The 16313-nt window shown below is 68.6% G+C and carries 15 protein-coding genes and 1 pseudogene; 9 read left to right on the top strand and 7 right to left on the bottom strand.

Annotated elements, in window-relative coordinates; all coding sequences use genetic code 11:
* The first annotated feature begins 96 nt into the window (after positions 1–96).
* A complete protein-coding gene (locus tag OH809_RS12750) occupies positions 97–1260 on the top strand; it encodes a PotD/PotF family extracellular solute-binding protein (protein WP_406425223.1) in 1164 nt (387 codons plus the stop codon).
* 53 nt (positions 1261–1313) lie between these two features.
* Positions 1314–1859 carry a hypothetical protein gene (locus tag OH809_RS12745; RefSeq protein WP_406422277.1) on the top strand — a complete coding sequence of 182 codons (546 nt, stop codon included), beginning with the start codon at positions 1314–1316 and terminating at the stop codon, positions 1857–1859.
* Between the two features lie 6 nt (positions 1860–1865).
* Here OH809_RS12745 and OH809_RS12740 read toward each other — a convergent pair.
* The 4 genes and pseudogenes from OH809_RS12740 to OH809_RS12725 all read right to left on the bottom strand — a co-directional run.
* A pseudogene (locus tag OH809_RS12740) lies at positions 1866–2336 on the bottom strand (histidine kinase); the annotation flags it as partial.
* A 13-nt stretch (positions 2337–2349) separates the two neighbouring features.
* Entirely contained in the window at positions 2350–3210 is an 861-nt protein-coding gene (locus OH809_RS12735; RefSeq protein ID WP_406425225.1) for an SAM-dependent methyltransferase, read from the bottom strand.
* A gap of 10 nt (positions 3211–3220) precedes the next feature.
* Entirely contained in the window at positions 3221–3925 is a 705-nt protein-coding gene (locus OH809_RS12730) for a glycerophosphodiester phosphodiesterase (protein WP_406422278.1), read from the bottom strand.
* Between the two features lie 23 nt (positions 3926–3948).
* Positions 3949–4983 carry an adenosine deaminase gene (locus OH809_RS12725; protein WP_406422279.1) on the bottom strand — a complete coding sequence of 345 codons (1035 nt, stop codon included), beginning with the start codon at positions 4981–4983 and terminating at the stop codon, positions 3949–3951.
* Positions 4984–5116: 133 nt separating this feature from the next.
* Between OH809_RS12725 and OH809_RS12720 the strand changes: the two genes are divergently transcribed.
* Complete coding sequence (locus OH809_RS12720) at positions 5117–5845, top strand: DUF4190 domain-containing protein (protein ID WP_406422280.1); 729 nt, start codon at positions 5117–5119, stop codon at positions 5843–5845.
* Between the two features lie 73 nt (positions 5846–5918).
* Here the strand turns inward: OH809_RS12720 and OH809_RS12715 are convergent, their stop codons facing one another.
* Positions 5919–6479: an NADAR family protein gene (locus OH809_RS12715; RefSeq protein ID WP_406422281.1), complete on the bottom strand. Its 561-nt coding sequence runs from the start codon at positions 6477–6479 to the stop codon at positions 5919–5921.
* A 206-nt stretch (positions 6480–6685) separates the two neighbouring features.
* Between OH809_RS12715 and OH809_RS12710 the strand changes: the two genes are divergently transcribed.
* From OH809_RS12710 to OH809_RS12685, 6 genes are read left to right on the top strand one after another with little or no spacing between them, the layout of a single operon-like run.
* A complete protein-coding gene (locus OH809_RS12710) occupies positions 6686–8200 on the top strand; it encodes a gamma-aminobutyraldehyde dehydrogenase (RefSeq protein WP_406422282.1) in 1515 nt (504 codons plus the stop codon).
* Between the two features lie 43 nt (positions 8201–8243).
* A complete protein-coding gene (locus OH809_RS12705) occupies positions 8244–9494 on the top strand; it encodes a PotD/PotF family extracellular solute-binding protein (protein WP_406422283.1) in 1251 nt (416 codons plus the stop codon).
* Between the two features lie 55 nt (positions 9495–9549).
* Positions 9550–10701: an ABC transporter ATP-binding protein gene (locus OH809_RS12700; protein WP_406422284.1), complete on the top strand. Its 1152-nt coding sequence runs from the start codon at positions 9550–9552 to the stop codon at positions 10699–10701.
* Entirely contained in the window at positions 10698–11630 is a 933-nt protein-coding gene (locus OH809_RS12695; RefSeq protein ID WP_406422285.1) for an ABC transporter permease, read from the top strand. The genes OH809_RS12700 and OH809_RS12695 overlap by 4 nt, the downstream gene beginning before the upstream one ends.
* On the top strand, positions 11630–12433 hold the full coding sequence (locus tag OH809_RS12690; RefSeq protein ID WP_406422286.1) for an ABC transporter permease: 804 nt from the start codon (positions 11630–11632) through the stop codon (positions 12431–12433). Before OH809_RS12695 ends, OH809_RS12690 begins: the two co-directional genes overlap by 1 nt.
* Before the next feature lie 22 nt (positions 12434–12455).
* Positions 12456–13871: an NAD(P)/FAD-dependent oxidoreductase gene (locus tag OH809_RS12685; RefSeq protein ID WP_406422287.1), complete on the top strand. Its 1416-nt coding sequence runs from the start codon at positions 12456–12458 to the stop codon at positions 13869–13871.
* 102 nt (positions 13872–13973) lie between these two features.
* Here OH809_RS12685 and OH809_RS12680 read toward each other — a convergent pair whose 3' ends face one another.
* A complete protein-coding gene (locus OH809_RS12680; RefSeq protein WP_406422288.1) occupies positions 13974–14564 on the bottom strand; it encodes a phosphatase PAP2 family protein in 591 nt (196 codons plus the stop codon).
* A gap of 357 nt (positions 14565–14921) precedes the next feature.
* Positions 14922–16262 carry a 4-aminobutyrate--2-oxoglutarate transaminase gene (gabT, locus tag OH809_RS12675; RefSeq protein ID WP_359106193.1) on the bottom strand — a complete coding sequence of 447 codons (1341 nt, stop codon included), beginning with the start codon at positions 16260–16262 and terminating at the stop codon, positions 14922–14924.
* Positions 16263–16313 lie beyond the last annotated feature (51 nt).

The raw sequence follows: 16313 nt of genomic DNA, 5'->3' as shown, positions 1-16313 counted from the left end.
TGCGGGAGAGGCCCGCTCTGCTGGACGGTTGGTCCATTGTCCGCCGCGTTCCCGGCCGGGCATCCTGCGCAGGTGCGAGCGATCCCGAACAACCCCATGTCCCGCCGGTCCCTGCTGCGCGCCTTCGGGGCGGGAGCGGCCGGTGTCACGCTGGCCGGCTGCGGAGTGCCTGCCGCCTATGTGCAGCCCGGCGACCGCGCCGGACGCGACTCCTCCGGCAGCGATCACACGCTGCACTTCGCCAACTGGCCCCTCTACATCGACGTCGACGACAAGAACGCGTCGAAGCGGCCCACCCTCGACGCGTTCAGCAAGCGGACCGGGATCTCCGTCACGTACACCGAGGAGATCAACGACAACGACGAGTTCTTCGGGAAGATCAGCCCGGCGCTGATGAACCACCAGGAGACCGGCCGGGACCTGATCGTCGTCAGCGACTGGATGGCCGCCCGGTTCGTACGGCTCGGCTGGGCGCAGGAGATGGACCGGGCCAAGCAGCCCAACGTAGCCAAGTACCTCGATCCGCAGCTGCGTTCACCCGCCTTCGACAAGGGCCGGATGCACAGCGTCCCCTGGCAGTCCGGGATCACCGGCATCGCGTACAACCGCAAGAAGCTCGGCCGCGAGATCAGGAGCCTGAGCGATCTGTGGGCGGACGACCTGAGCGGCAAGGTGACACTGCTGTCCGGGCTCGACGAGTCCTTGGCCCTTCTGATGCAGGGCAACGGCGTCGACGTCACCCGCTGGAAGCGCGACGACTTCTACGAGGTGTGTGACCAGGTGGAGAAACTGGTGAAGAAGAAGCACATCCGCCGCTTCACCGGCAACGACTACATCAAGGACCTGTCGACCGGCGATGTACTCGCCTGCCAGGCCTACTCCGGCGACGTCATCCAGCTCCAGGCCGACAACCCGGAGATCGAGTTCGTGGTGCCCGAGGAGGGTGGCGAGCTCTGGGCGGAGTCCCTCATGATCCCCAACCTCGCCCGCCACAAGCGCAACGCCGAGAAGCTCATCGACTACTACTACGAGCCCGAGGTCGCCGCGGAGCTGGCGACCTGGGTCAACTACGTCTGCCCCGTCCCCGCCGCCCGCGAGGTGCTGGCCTCCTCCAAGGACGAGGAGACCGCCGCGCTTGCCGAGGAACCGCTGATCTTCCCCGACGAGGCGATGCGCAAGCGGCTGGCGATCGCCCGCGACATCACGTCCGAGGAGCGCACCGAGTTCGCGAAGAAGTGGAACTCCATCGTCGGGTTGTGAGGCCGTTCCGGGGTGGCGTAAAGGGTGCGTAAACACGGGCGTACGCTGCGGACATGAGCGAGCGAAGAGCCCTGCTGAGGCGCATACGCGTGTGGTTGGTCGTCTTTATCGTCTGTCTGGTGCTGAGCGGGCTGACGGCCTTCCCGCTCGTCCATGAACTCCATTGGGCCGAGGACCTGCTGAGGTCCTCGGCCTCTCCCGTGCCCGAACACTTCCCGGCCCTCATGGAGTGGATCACCCGGGTCCGGACGGGCCTCGACGAGGCCGACGCGACGTACCCCTTCGTGCTGTACGGCACCGACTGGCTGGCTTTCGCGCATCTCGTCATCGCCGTCGCGTTCTACGGACCGTACCGCGACCCGGTCCGCAACATCTGGGTCGTCGAGTTCGGCATGATTGCCTGTGCCGGGATCATCCCGCTCGCGCTGATCTGCGGACCGATCCGGGACATTCCGTTCTGGTGGTCGGTCATCGACATGTCGTTCGGTGTCTTCGGAGTGCTTCCGCTGCTCGTCGCCCGCCGGATGATCAAGCGGCTGGAAGCGCTGGGCCGGACGCCGGACCCGGTGGCCGGGCCGGCGTCCGCAGCAACGGTCTGAGTCACTCGGCCGACGGGGCACCGAAGGCGGCCACCACGATGTCTCGCGCAGCACGCCGGGCATCCGGCGCAGCTGCACCACGGCGTCCCGGCCCGTCTCCGAAATCGCGTCGAACGCCGCCTCGGCGCGCTCCGGCGACGTACGGACCGCGACCGGTCCGGCCTCCGCCTGCACGGTCATCAGGCTCACCGCGTGCGACAGGATGTCGTGCATCTCCCGTGCGATCCGGGTCCGTTCGCGCGACGCCGCCTGCTCGGCCTCGATCCGGTGCGTCAGCTCCAGCTGCCGGGAGGCGACCAGCGGCAGCACGGTCAAGGTGGTCAGCAAGTACGCCGTTCATGTCGCGTCCGGCAGCTCCGTGGCACGCGGGACGACGAACGGCATGGTCACCGCGGCCTGCACCAGCAGTGCGACGGTGAGGTCCACGGTCCGGGGGCCGGCCCCGAGCACCCTCGGGGCCAGGTCTCCTATGTGCATGCTGTCGGCGCCGTCAGGGCTTCCGGGCGACGGCGCCGAACTGGGCGACCACCGGCGCCGTGGTTCCCGGGGCGGTCCGCCACCGCGCACACGAGACGATGCCCGGCTCGACAAGCTCCAGACCCTCCAGGAACGTGGCGAACTCGGCGCGGCTGCGGGCGGTGATCGGCGGGGTGGCGTTCTCGTTCCAGAACCGCATCGCCGCCTCGTTGCCCTCGCCGCTCAGTTCCAGGGTGGGGTGGGTGAGTACCAGATAGCTGCCGGACGGCATCGCGTCCATCAGCGTCCGTACGATCTTCCGTGCCTCGTCCGTGTCGAGGACGAAGTTCAGGATGCCGAGCATCATGACCGCGACCGGCTTCTTCAGATCGAGTGTCGGTTCGATGCCCCGCAGGATCTGTTCCGGGTGGCGGGCGTCCGCATCGATGTACTCGGTCGCACCCTCCGGTGAGCTGATGAGCAGCGCGCGGGCGTGCGCCAGCACGATCGGGTCGTTGTCGACATAGACGATGCGGGCGGCGGGCGCGATGCGCTGGGCGACCTCATGGGTGTTGTCGGCCGTCGGCAGACCGGTGCCTATGTCCAGGAACTGCCCGATCCCCGCGTCACCCGCCAGATGCCGGACCGCCCGCCCCAGGAACGCCCGGTCGGCGCGGGCCACTTCACCGATGCTCGGATACAGGGAGGTGACATGGTCGCCGACCGCGCGGTCGACGGGGTAATTGTCCTTGCCGCCCAGCCAGTGGTTCCAGACACGGGCGTTGTGCGCGATGTCGGAACGGACTCGGGCGGGACGGGGGCTGCTGTGCGGATCGGTCACATCTGCTCCTCGGGCACCATTTTCCCTCACCAGTGGCGAGGCACCACCCATGATGCCGGATCGATCAAGAAAGCTCAGCGGACCGGGAGTTGGCGAGCAGACCGTGCAGGGCGTCGACCCGGTTGGTGGTGATCGAGTCGACGCCGTGTCCGATCAGACGGCGCATCGTGCGCTTGGTGTCGGCCGTCCAGGCGGAGACCAGCAGCCCGTCCCGGTGGATACGGTCCGTCAGTTCCCGGTTCACCAGCCCGAACCGGTAGTTCAGCCAGCGGGGCTTCACCACGTCCAGGAGGGCGGAGCGCGGCGGGGCGAGTGTGGTCCAGGTGAGGGCGATCTCGGCGGACGGATCCGCGGCGCGCACCCGCAGCATGGCCTCGGGGCCCGCGCAGTAGTACGTACGCTCCCCGGCCCCGCACTCGCGGACCAGGCCGATGGTCTTCCGTACCGACTCGTCGGTGGAGCCGGGCAGATCGAGCATGAGGCGGTGCGCCCCGGCGGCGAGCAGCGCCTCGCGCAGGGTGGGCACACCGCCCGCGGTCAGCTCGGTGAGCTCCTGGTGGGTGAGCCGGTCCAGCCTGCGCTCGTGGCCCCACAGCCGCTCCAGCGTGGCGTCGTGCAGCAGGACCGGCACCCCGTCGCGGGTGACCCGGACGTCGATCTCGACCGCGTCCGCCCCCCGTTCGATGGCGGAGCGGATCGAGGGGAGGGTGTTCTCGCGGACACGGTACGGATCGCCGCGGTGAGCTACGACGGTGACAGAGGTGGCCATGGGGCCATTGTCACCATCGGCGGTCACCGGCCGGTGCGCTGCAGCCAGTCCGTCGTGTACGTGTCGATCTCGGCGACCAGCGTCCGCTTGCCGGCCGGGTCGAGGTACGAGGCCTCCACCGCGTTCTTCGCGAGCGCGGCCAGACCTTGCTCGTCCAGACCGAGGAGGCGGGCCGCCACCCCGTACTCGTTGTTGAGGTCGGTGCCGAACATCGGCGGGTCGTCGCTGTTGATGGTGACCAGGACTCCGGCGTCGACCATCTCCTTGACCGGGTGCAGGTCGAGATCGGTCACGGCGCGGGTTGCGATGTTCGAGGTCGGGCAGACCTCCAGCGCGATCCGGTGCTCGGCGAGGTGGTCGAGGAGCCTGCGGTCCCGGGTGGCGCTGGTGCCGTGGCCGATGCGCTCGGCGCGCAGTTCGGTGAGGGCGTCCCAGATCGTCTCAGGACCCGTGGTCTCCCCGGCGTGCGGGACGGAGTGCAGCCCCTCGGCGATCGCCCGGTCGAAGTAGGGCTTGAACTGCGGTCGGGGCACGCCGATCTCCGGACCACCGAGGCCGAACGCGACGAGGCCCTCCGGCCGCAGGTCCACCGCGAGCCGGGTGGTCTCCGCGGCGGCTTCCATCCCGGCCTCGCCGGGAATGTCGAAGGTCCAGCGCAGGACGACCCCGAGCTCGGCCTCGGCGGCCTTGCGGGCGTCCTCTATCGCCTCCATGAACCCCTGCTCCGGAATGCCGCGCCGGGTCGAGCTGAACGGGGTGACAGTCAGTTCCGCGTACCGGATGTTCTGCCGGGCCATGTCACGGGCGACCTCGAAGGTCAGCAGCCGGACGTCCTCCGGGGTGCGGACCAGGTCCACGACGGAGAGATAGACGTCGATGAAGTGGCCGAAATCGGTGAAGGAGAAGTAGTCGGCCAGCGCCTCGGGGTCGGTGGGGACCTTGGAGTCCGGGTGATGGGCGGCCAGTTCGGCGACGATGCGGGGCGAGGCGGATCCGACATGGTGGACATGCAGTTCGGCCTTGGGCAGCCCCGCGATGAAGGGGTGCAGATCGGTCATCGGATCCTCCGGAGGCATGACGTGGAGCGGTCAGGGCACGGGACGGCCCGGCGTGGGACGGGGATCATCGTAGGCCGGAGCGGCGGTTGCGGGGGCGGGCCGTAGCATGACGGGACCACGATGGGGGAGGCCCATGTCAGAGAACACAGAGCAGCCTGCAGACGGGGCTGCGCCACGCGATCCGTGGGCTCCGCCGGACAACAGGGTGCCGCTGGAGAAGCAGACTGGTGACCCGCGCCCGCCCGCTGTGCACGACCAGCAGACGGTCACCTCGATGCCGGCCGCAGGAACGGGGCCGGCGCCCACGGCGGGGTTCGGCGCCGCACCGGGGACCGGCCCCTTTGCCGCACCGGGTGCCGGCCCCCTGCCCGGAGCGGGACAGGCGCCCGGGGTCGTACCGCCGCCGCCGATCGCGCCGAACGGTCCCGGACAGCAAGTCCCTCCGGCAGGACAGTACGGATACCCGGCCGCACCCGTTCCGCAGTACGGCGGTTATCCGGGATACCCCGGCTACGGCCAGGCGGCCTGGGGCGGACCGGCGCCCGCGAACGGGCTCGGTATCGCGTCGATGGTGCTCGGCATCATCGCCGTGACCGGCTTCTGCATGTGGGGGCTCGGGGTCGTCCTCGGCGTCCTCGCGCTGATCTTCGGTCTCATAGGCCGTGGCCGGGTCAACCGGGGTGAGGCGAACAACGGCGGCGTCGCACTGGCCGGCATCATCCTGGGCTCGCTCGGCATCGTGATCAGCGGAGCGTTCCTGGGCTTCCTGATCTGGGGCGTGACCCACGACTTCAACAACGACGACAGCTACCCAGGAGACGACACGTACGGAACGTCCCTGGTCGTGGACGGCACGCGATAGAGGCAGGAATGCCGCCGCACAGAGCACGGCCCGCGGGGCGGTGGGGAGAACCCCGACCGCCCGGCGGGCCTTTTCATATCGCGTCGGGCACGGCGCGCAGCCGTGTTCGCGCCTCCATGAGGGCGAACCCCAGCAGATTCAGCCCCCGCCAGCGCGCCGGATCCTCCGCTCGCGGGTCGTCCGCCGCCAGTCCGATGCCCCAGATCCTGTCCAGGGGGCTCGCCTCGACCAGCACCCGGTCCCCGGTGTTCAGCAGGAACGCGCGCAGCCCGGCGTCCTGGCCGAACTTGTGGACACTGCCCGCCACCACCAGGGCGAACCGCTCCCGCTCCCACACCGTGTCGTCGAAGGCGCGGACCAGCCGGCCTTCCTTCTTCGCCGCCGCGGGGCTGCTCGCGGACAGCGCACGGCGCTCCGCCTCCGCGTCGCCGAAGAGCCGCGCCTTGCCGGCCATCATCCAGTGCTCGGCCGACGCGTACGTCACCCCGTCGACCGTGAACGGCGAAGGCCACCACTGGCTGAGGCAGCTCGCGCCGATCCGCCCGTCCGGCCGAGGGCGGTGTCCCCAGAACGGCAGGTACTTCACTTTCTCCCCGCGACGGGTCCGCGCCACGAGCTCGCTCAGGTGTTCCATGACATGCGAGTGTGGCATCCGCCACTGACACTCCGTACGTGGATTTCCGCGGCGACGCGACACATGGTCGACAGATTCCGTCGCGTAACCAAAAGGCAACAACGGAATCACTTGTTGGGCTCGGTCTCCTCTGTCAGGATCGGCACTCAAATCGAGCAGAAGCTACGCCGCCCCGGTTCACGGAGACAGCGGCGGAGGAGAGTGTCATGGGCAACGGCTTCCACGTGCGGGACCGCTTCGCGGCCGGCGCACAGTACATCGGCGGAAAGCTGCGCTCCGGCACATCGGGACGCAGCCACGACGTCGTGAACCCGGCTACGGGCGAGATCGTCTACACCTACGAACTGGCGGGCACCGCCGATGTCGACGCGGCTGTCGCGGCCGCCCGCGAGGCGTTCCCCGGCTGGTCGGGTGCCACCCCGGCCGAGCGGTCCGAGGCGATGCACCGGTTCGCCGCCGTCCTCGCGGAGCAGGCCGACGACTTCGCGTACGCCGAGTCGCTCCAGTGCGGCAAGCCCATCAAGCTCTCCACCGAGTTCGACGTGCCCGGCACCGTCGACAACACCTCCTTCTTCGCCGGCGCCGCCCGCCACCTGGAGGGCAAGGCCGCCGGGGAGTACGACGGCGACCACACCTCGTACGTACGCCGCGAGGCCATCGGCGTCGTCGGCTCGATCGCCCCCTGGAACTACCCGCTCCAGATGGCCGCCTGGAAGGTCCTCCCGGCGGTCGCGGCGGGCAACACGATCGTGCTGAAGCCCGCCGAGATCACCCCGCTGACCTCGCTGATGTTCGCCCAGGCGGCCACCGAGGCAGGTATCCCGGACGGTGTGATCAACATCGTCACCGGAGCGGGCAAGGACGCCGGCGAACATCTCGTCGGACACCCGGACGTCGTGATGACCTCCTTCACCGGCTCCACCGCCGTCGGCAAGCGGGTCGCGGAGATCGCCACCGCCACCGTCAAGCGCCTCCATCTCGAACTCGGCGGCAAGGCCCCCTTCCTGGTCTTCGACGACGCCGACCTGGAGGCCGCTGTCAACGGCGCGGTCGCCGGAGCGCTCATCAACACCGGCCAGGACTGCACCGCCGCCACCCGCGCCTACGTCCAGAGGCCGCTCTACGACGCCTTCGTTCAGGGCGTCGCCTCGCTGATGGAGACCGTCCGGCTCGGCGACCCCTTCGACCCGTCGACCGACCTCGGCCCGCTGATCAGCCACGCCCAGCGGGACCGGGTCGCCGGCTTCGTCGAGCGCGCCCGTGCGTACGCCACCGTCGTCACCGGCGGTGAGGTCCCCGGCGGTGACCTCGCGGACGGTGCCTACTACCGGCCGACGCTCGTCGCGGGCGCCGCCCAGGACAGCGAGATCGTCCAGTCGGAGATCTTCGGCCCGGTCCTGGTCGTGCTGCCCTTCGACACCGACGACGAGGGCATCGCCCTCGCCAACGACACCCCGTACGGACTCGCCGCCTCCGCCTGGAGCCGCGACCTGTACCGGGCGGGCCGCGCCACCCGCGAGATCAAGGCGGGCTGCGTCTGGATCAACGACCACATCCCGATCATCAGCGAGATGCCGCACGGCGGATACAAGGCCAGCGGCTTCGGCAAAGACATGTCGGTGTACTCATTCGAGGAGTACACACAGGTCAAGCACGTGATGTACGACAACACCGCGGTTGCCCGGAAGGACTGGCACCGCACGATCTTCGGGGACCGATAGCCAGATCGGACAACGGCCACACCCACCCGAAAGGGCAACGCGCATGGAACAGTACGAGCCGGAGCACCTCTCCGCGGCCCAACTGGCAGCGATGCGGCGCAGTCTTACCAGCGGCAGGGGTGCCCTCACCCGCCGTTCGTGGCTGCGCGCCTCCGGCATGGGCGCGCTCGCGCTCGGCGGCCTGGGCACGCTGAGCGCGTGCGGCATCCCGCCCGCGAAGCGGGAAGGGGACGCGGCGGCGGCCTCCGACGACCACTCGGCCAAGGAGAAGCAGATCAACTTCTCCAACTGGACCGAGTACATGGACGTCACCGACGACGGCAAGCACCGGCCCACCCTGGAGGCGTTCACGAAACGCACCGGGATCAAGGTCAAGTACACCGAGGACATCAACGACAACGTCGAGTTCTTCGGCAAGATCAAGCCGCAGCTCGCGGCCGGCCAGGACACCGGCCGCGACATGATCTGCGTCACCGACTGGCTGGCCGCCCGCATCGTCCGCCTCGGCTGGGCGCAGAAGCTCGACGCGTCGAACCTGCCGCACGCCTACGCCAACCTCTCGGCCCAGTTCCGCTCCCCCGACTGGGACCCCGGCCGCGCCTACTCGTACCCGTGGGCGGGCATTCCCACCGTCATCGCCTACAACTCCAAGGCGACCGGAGGCCGCAAAGTCGATTCCGTGAGCCAGCTGCTCGACGACCCGAAGCTCAAGGGACGGGTCAGCTTCCTCTCGGAGATGCGCGACTCCATCGGCATGACCCTGCTCGACATGGGCAAGGACCCCGGTACCTTCACCGACGCCGACTACGACGCCGCGATCGGCCGGCTCCAGAAGGGCGTCGACAAGAACCAGATCCGGCGCTTCACCGGCAACGACTACACGGCCGACCTCGACAAGGGCGACATCGCCGCCTGCGTCGCCTGGGCGGGTGACATCATCCAGCTCCAGGCCGGAAACCCGGACATCAAGTACGCCATCCCGGCCGCCGGTTACATCATTTCCAGCGACAACCTGCTCGTCCCGGTGAAGGCCCGGCACAAGACCAACGCCGAGAAGCTCATCGACTACTACTACGAACCGTCGGTCGCCGCCAAGCTCGCCGCGTACATCAACTTCGTCTGTCCGGTCGACGGAGTCCGCGACGAACTGGCGAAGATCGACCAGGCGATGGCCGACAACGTACTGATCCTTCCCGACAAGGAGATGGCGGCCCGGTCGCACGCCTTCCGCTCGCTGACCTCCAAGGAAGAGACGGCGTACGAAGAGAAGTTCGCCAAGCTCATCGGCGCCTGACCGACCCGCCTTTCCTTCCCCCGATCTCCCCCTGACACCACTGGGACTGCGACCCATGACACAGCAGCAGACAGAAGGCGGCGACGTCCGCCTCACCGGGATCAGCAAGACGTACGGCTCCTTCAAAGCCGTCCAGCCGCTCGATCTGACCGTTCCGCAGGGTTCCTTCTTCGCCCTGCTCGGGGCGTCCGGCTGCGGCAAGACCACCACCCTGCGGATGATCGCGGGGCTGGAGGAGGCCACCACCGGCACCATCTCGCTGGGCGGCCGGGACATCACCGACCTGCCTCCGTACAAGCGGCCCGTCAACACCGTCTTCCAGAGCTACGCGCTCTTCCCGCACCTCGACGTCACCGAGAACGTCGCCTTCGGTCTGCGCCGGCGCGGCATCAAGTCGGTCAAGAAGCAGGTCGACGACATGCTGGACCTCGTCCAGCTCGGCGACTTCGCGAAGCGCAAACCGCACCAGCTCTCCGGTGGCCAGCAGCAGCGCGTCGCCGTCGCCCGCGCCCTGATCAACCACCCGCAGGTGCTCCTGCTCGACGAGCCGCTCGGCGCCCTCGACCTCAAACTGCGCCGCCAGATGCAGCTGGAGCTCAAGCGCATCCAGACCGAGGTCGGCATCACGTTCATCCATGTCACCCACGACCAGGAGGAGGCCATGACCATGGCCGACACCGTCGCGGTGATGAACGCGGGCCGCGTCGAACAGCTCGGCGCCCCGGCCGATCTGTACGAGAATCCGAAGACGACGTTCGTCGCCAACTTCCTCGGCACCTCCAACCTCATCGAGGGCGAGATCACCGAGGCCGGCGAGGACATCCTGGTCGGTGCGGGCGGCATGACGCTGCGGCTGCCCGCCGGACGGTGTCAGGCCCCCACCGCCCGTGGCGGCAAGCTGCTGCTCGGCGTCCGTCCGGAGAAGATCTCCCTCGCCCACGCCGACGACGCGGACTCCATAGCCGCCGGACGCAACCGGGTCACCGGCCGGATCACCGACTCCAGCTTCATCGGTGTCTCCACGCAGTACGTGGTGGAGAGCCCGGCCGGCAAGGCGCTTCAGGTGTACGAGCAGAACATCGAGCGCGACACCCGGCTCACCCCGGGAGCCGAGGTCGTCCTGCACTGGAACCCCGCGCACACCTTCGGCCTCGACGCGGCCCAGGACATCGACGCAGGCGTGGAGACGGTGGAGGACGCGACGTGACCGTCACCGAAGCGCCGCCCGCGCCGCCCACAGACCCCGCCGAACTCCCGGTATGCAAGGCCTCCACCCGCAAGCGGCTCGTGCCGTACTGGCTGCTGCTCCCCGGCATCCTGTGGCTCGTCGTCTTCTTTGCGCTGCCGATGGTCTACCAGGCGTCGACCTCCGTACAGACCGGATCCCTGGAGAAGGGGTTCGAGGTCACCTGGCACTTCCAGACCTACTGGGACGCGCTGTCCGAGTACTACCCGCAGTTCATCCGGTCCCTGCTGTACGCGGGCACCGCGACGATCCTGTGCCTGCTGCTCGGCTACCCGCTCGCGTATCTCATCGCGTTCAAGGCGGGCCGCTGGCGCAACGTGGTGCTCGTGCTGGTCATCGCGCCGTTCTTCACCAGCTTCCTGATCCGTACGCTGGCCTGGAAGACGATCCTCGCGGACAGCGGTGCGGTCGTCGACGTGCTGAACACCCTGCACGTCCTGGACGTCACCAGCTGGCTCGGCTGGACCGAGAACAACCGGGTGCTGGCCACGCCGATGGCGGTGGTCTGCGGTCTGACGTACAACTTCCTGCCGTTCATGATCCTGCCGCTCTACACCTCGCTGGAGCGGATCGACGGCAGGCTGCACGAGGCGGCCGGCGACCTGTTCGCCACCCCCGCCACCACCTTCCGCAAGGTGACGTTCCCGCTCTCCATGCCGGGCGTCGTCTCCGGCACGCTGCTGACCTTCATCCCGGCCAGCGGTGACTACGTCAACGCGGAACTGCTGGGCTCCACCGACACCAAGATGGTCGGCAGCGTCATCCAGACCCAGTTCCTGCGCGTCCTCGACTACCCGATGGCGGCCGCGCTCTCCTTCATCCTCATGGCGGTCGTCCTGCTGATGGTCACCGTCTACATCCGCCGCTCCGGGACGGAGGACCTGGTCTGATGTCCGTACTGCGCTGGCTCCGCCGCCATCTGATCGCCATCGCGGGTCTGCTGACCCTCGGGTACATGATTCTGCCGAACATCGTCGTCATGGTGTTCTCCTTCAACAAGCCGAACGGGCGCTTCAACTACGCCTGGCAGCGCTTTTCACTGGACGCCTGGAAGGACCCCTGCGGCGTCGCCGACATGTGCGGCTCGCTCTCGCTCTCCCTCCAGATAGCCACCTGGGCGACCATCGGCGCGACCGCGCTCGGCACGATGATCGCCTTCGCACTGGTCCGCTACCGCTTCCGGGCGCGCGGCGCGATCAACTCGCTGATCTTCCTGCCGATGGCGATGCCCGAGGTCGTCATGGCCGCCTCGCTGCTCACGCTCTTCCTCAACATGGGTGCGCAGCTCGGTTTCTGGACGATCCTCATCGCGCACATCATGTTCTGCCTGAGTTTCGTCGTGACGGCGGTCAAGGCGCGCGTGATGTCGATGGACCCGAGGCTGGAGGAGGCGGCCCGCGATCTGTACGCGGGCCCCGTGCAGACGTTCCTGCGGGTGACCCTGCCGATCGCCGCCCCCGGAATCGCCGCGGGAGCGCTGCTCGCCTTCGCGCTCTCCTTCGACGATTTCATCATCACCAATTTCAACGCGGGCTCGACCGTGACCTTCCCCATGTTCGTCTGGGGTTCGGCACAGCGCGGCACACCCGTGCAGATCAACGTCATCGGCACGGCGATGTTCATCATTGCCGTACTGGTGGTTGTCGCCGGCCAGCTGATCGCGAACCGGCGGAAGAACAGCGCACGACCCTGAAGTCCTGAAGGAGTTGGAAACCATGGCCCCAGTTGCCATGCGTACTGCTGCACAATCACTCTCCGGCGCCCGGCCGGTCTCGTTCTGGCTGGACGACCCCGGCAGGCCCGACGCGCTTCCCGCGCTCACCGGCGACGAACACTGCGACCTGCTCGTCATCGGCGGCGGATACAGCGGACTGTGGACCGCGCTGATCGCCAAGGAACGCGACCCGGAACGGGACGTCGTACTGATCGAGGGGCACGAGGTGGGCTGGGCCGCCTCGGGCCGCAACGGCGGATTCTGCGCCGCTTCCCTCACCCATGGCCTCCCCAACGGCCTGGAACGCTGGCCCGACGAGATCAAGAAGCTGGAGGAGATGGGCGAGCAGAACCTCGACGCCATCGAGGCGGCTGTCGCCCGCTACTCCATCGACTGCGAGTTCGAGCGCACCGGCGAGATCGATGTCGCCACGGAACCCCACCAGCTCGAAGAACTCCGGGAATGGCACCGGGAAGCGGAGCAACTCGGCTTCACCGGAGTGGAATTCCTCGATCAGGACGCACTGCGCGCGGAGGTCGGCTCACCGACATTCCTGGGTGGGCTCTGGGACCGGCGCGGGGTCGCCATGCTGCACCCCGCCAAGCTCGCCTGGGGGCTGAAGCGGGCCTGCCTCGATCTGGGCGTACGGGTGTACGAGCACACTCGGGGCCTCGAACTGGCCAGGACCGCCACCGGGATGGCGGTCCGCACGCCGTACGGGAAGGTCCTCGCCCGACGGGTCGCGCTGGGCACGAATATCTTCCCGTCGCTGGTGAAGCGAGTGCGTCCGTACACCGTCCCGGTCTACGACTACGCGTTGATGACCGAACCGCTCACCGCCGACCAGCTCGCCTCCATCGGCTGGAAGAACCGGCAGGGGCTCGGCGACAGCGCCAACCAGTTCCACTACTTCCGGCTCTCGGCGGACAACCGGATCCTATGGGGCGGCTATGACGCGATCTATCCGTACGGTGGCCGGCTGAGCGCCGATCTCGACCAGCGGCCGGAGACGTTCCTCAAGCTCGCGACCCAGTTCTTCGACTGCTTCCCGCAGTTGGCCGGGGTGCGTTTCAGCCACGCCTGGGGCGGTGCGATCGACACCTGTTCCCGCTTCTCCGCCTTCTTCGGTACGGCCCATCAGGGGCGGGTCGCCTACGCCGCCGGATTCACCGGGCTCGGTGTCGGAGCAACCCGGTTCGGCGCCGATGTGATGCTCGACCTGCTGTCCGGCGAAAGGACCGAGCGGACCGGTCTGGAAATGGTGCGCACCAAGCCGATGCCGTTCCCGCCGGAACCGTTCGCCTGGGCCGGGATCGAACTCACCAAGAGGTCCCTGGCCAGGGCGGACAGCAATGGCGGACACCGCAATCTGTGGCTGCGGACGATGGACCGCCTGGGGCTCGGCTTCGACAGCTGACCGGGCCGCGAGCCGGGACGCTCCCGGGGTGCGCGGACCGATGACGTGGTCGATCAACTGGGACCGCTTCGACAACGGGGAGTTCTCGAAGAATTTCGACGCCTACTCCGTCGGCTGACACCGCCGTGAGGAACAGCTCGACCAGCTGAGCGCCAGGAGGAGTAGCCCGCTCAGGCACCAGCTGCCGAGCACATCCAGCGGCCAGTGATAGCCGCGCAGCACCAGACCGATGCCCGTCGCCACTGTCAGCAGGACAGCGGCGACGGGCATCGTCCATGACCACTTCGACCGCCCTGCCGGACCTGTGCGCGGTGCGAGCAGCAGCGCGGCGGCCCCGTACGCCACCGCGGCCGTCGCCGCATGGCCCGACGGGTAGTAGCCGGTCGCCTCGGTCAGCGGCCCCGGACGGGCGATCAAGTCCTTGAGCGGGACGATCAGCGCGGGTACCGCAGCCATGGCGAGCGCCGCGGACAGCGGCGCACGGCGTGCGCCACGCAGCAGCGCGTAGACGATCGCGCACCCCAGGACCGGGAGCGCGACCTGCATGTTGCCGAGATCGGCGAGGAATTCGGTGAGCCGGGCGGGACCGTGTCCGACGACGGTCCGGCCGATCCGCTCGTCCAGCCCGCGCAGCGGGCCGTCGGCCGCGACCTGCCAGGTGAGGAGCGCGAAGACCGTGAGCAGCGACGACACCAGCGAAAGGAGAAAAGCCGACCGCCCCGGAACAGGGGGGGTGGTTCCGGGGCGACCGTCTGGATCGGTTTGCCGCGCGCCCCGGGGGGTTTGGGGCGAGCGGCCATCCGATCGGTGAGGAGTTCCGGAGCCAGAGGCTCCAGTGGTGTGCGCGAAGGCACGGCCAGGACGGTGCTGGGGAAGCTCCGGCCCGGCGTCGCCAGCAGTCCCCTGCGGGCGGGGTGTTTCTCTCATCTGCAGAAACCGTACGGCAGCCGACGGGGGACCGACAGCCGGAATCGGATCCCGCCATCGGCCCCCCACACCTTCTTCACAGACCCTCACGTGGGCCCGGTCAGGATCGGCGCCGGGACCGGATCAGATCTGGGTGAAAGCCTGCTCGATGACGTCGAGGCCCTCGTTCAGCAGGTCCTCGCCGATCACCAGCGGCGGCAGGAAGCGCAGCACATTGCCGTACGTGCCACAGGTGAGGACGAGCACACCCTCGGCGTGGCAGGCCTTCGCGAGCTTCGCGGTGGCCTCCGGGTTCGGGTCCTTCGTGCCGGACTTCACCAGCTCGATCGCGATCATCGCGCCGCGGCCGCGGATGTCACCGATGACATCGCCGTTCGGCAGCTTCGCCTGCATCTCGGCGAGGCGGCCCTTCATGACCTCCTCGATGCGCTTCGCCTTCCCGTTCAGGTCCAGCTCACGCATGGTCTCGATGGCGCCGAGCGCACCCGCGCAGGCCACCGGGTTACCGCCGTACGTACCGCCGAGGCCGCCCGCGTGCGCGGCGTCCATGATCTCGGCGCGGCCGGTCACTGCGGAGAGCGGCAGACCGCCCGCGATGCCCTTGGCGGTGGTGATCAGGTCGGGGACGATGCCCTCGTCCTCACAGGCGAACCACTGGCCGGTACGGCAGAAGCCGGACTGGATCTCGTCCGCGACGAAGACGATGCCGTTGTCCTTGGCGAACTGCGCGATGGCGGGGAGGAAGCCCTTCGCCGGCTCGATGAAGCCGCCCTCGCCGAGCACCGGCTCGATGATGATCGCGGCGACGTTGTCGGCACCGATCTGCTTGGTGATCTGGTCGATGGCCTGGGCGGACGCCTCGGCACCGGCATTCTCCGCACCGGTCGGCCAGCGGTAGCCGTACGCCACCGGGACGCGGTAGACCTCGGGCGCGAACGGACCGAAGCCCTGCTTGTACGGCATGTTCTTGGCGGTCAGCGCCATCGTGAGGTTCGTCCGGCCGTGGTAACCGTGGTCGAAGACGACGACGGCGGTGCGCTTGGTGTAGGCACGGGCGATCTTCACGGCGTTCTCGACGGCCTCGGCGCCGGAGTTGAACAGCGCGGACTTCTTGGCGTGGTCGCCCGGCGTCAGCTCGGCGAGCTGCTCACAGACCTCGACGTACCCCTCGTACGGCGTGACCATGAAACAGGTGTGGGTGAAGTCGGCCAGCTGCGCGGACGCGCGGCGTACGACAGCCTCGGCGGAGGCGCCGACCGAGGTCACGGCGATGCCGGAGCCGAAGTCGATCAGGCGGTTGCCGTCCACGTCCTCGATGATCCCGCCACCGGCACGGGCGGTGAACACCGGCAGGGTGGAGCCCACACCTGCGGCGACCGTCGCGAGACGGCGGGCCTGCAGCTCCACCGACTTCGGGCCGGGAATGGCAGTGACGACGCGGCGCTCCTGCGGAATTGCGGTCATGCGGGGCTCCTGGGGGTGTTTCGGACGCTTCTCTCTGCAGGCTAGGGGCGA

It is taken from the genome of Streptomyces sp. NBC_00873, assembly GCF_045207415.1.
Classification (GTDB): domain Bacteria; phylum Actinomycetota; class Actinomycetes; order Streptomycetales; family Streptomycetaceae; genus Streptomyces.
This window is presented reverse-complemented; position numbering and strand designations above follow the sequence as displayed.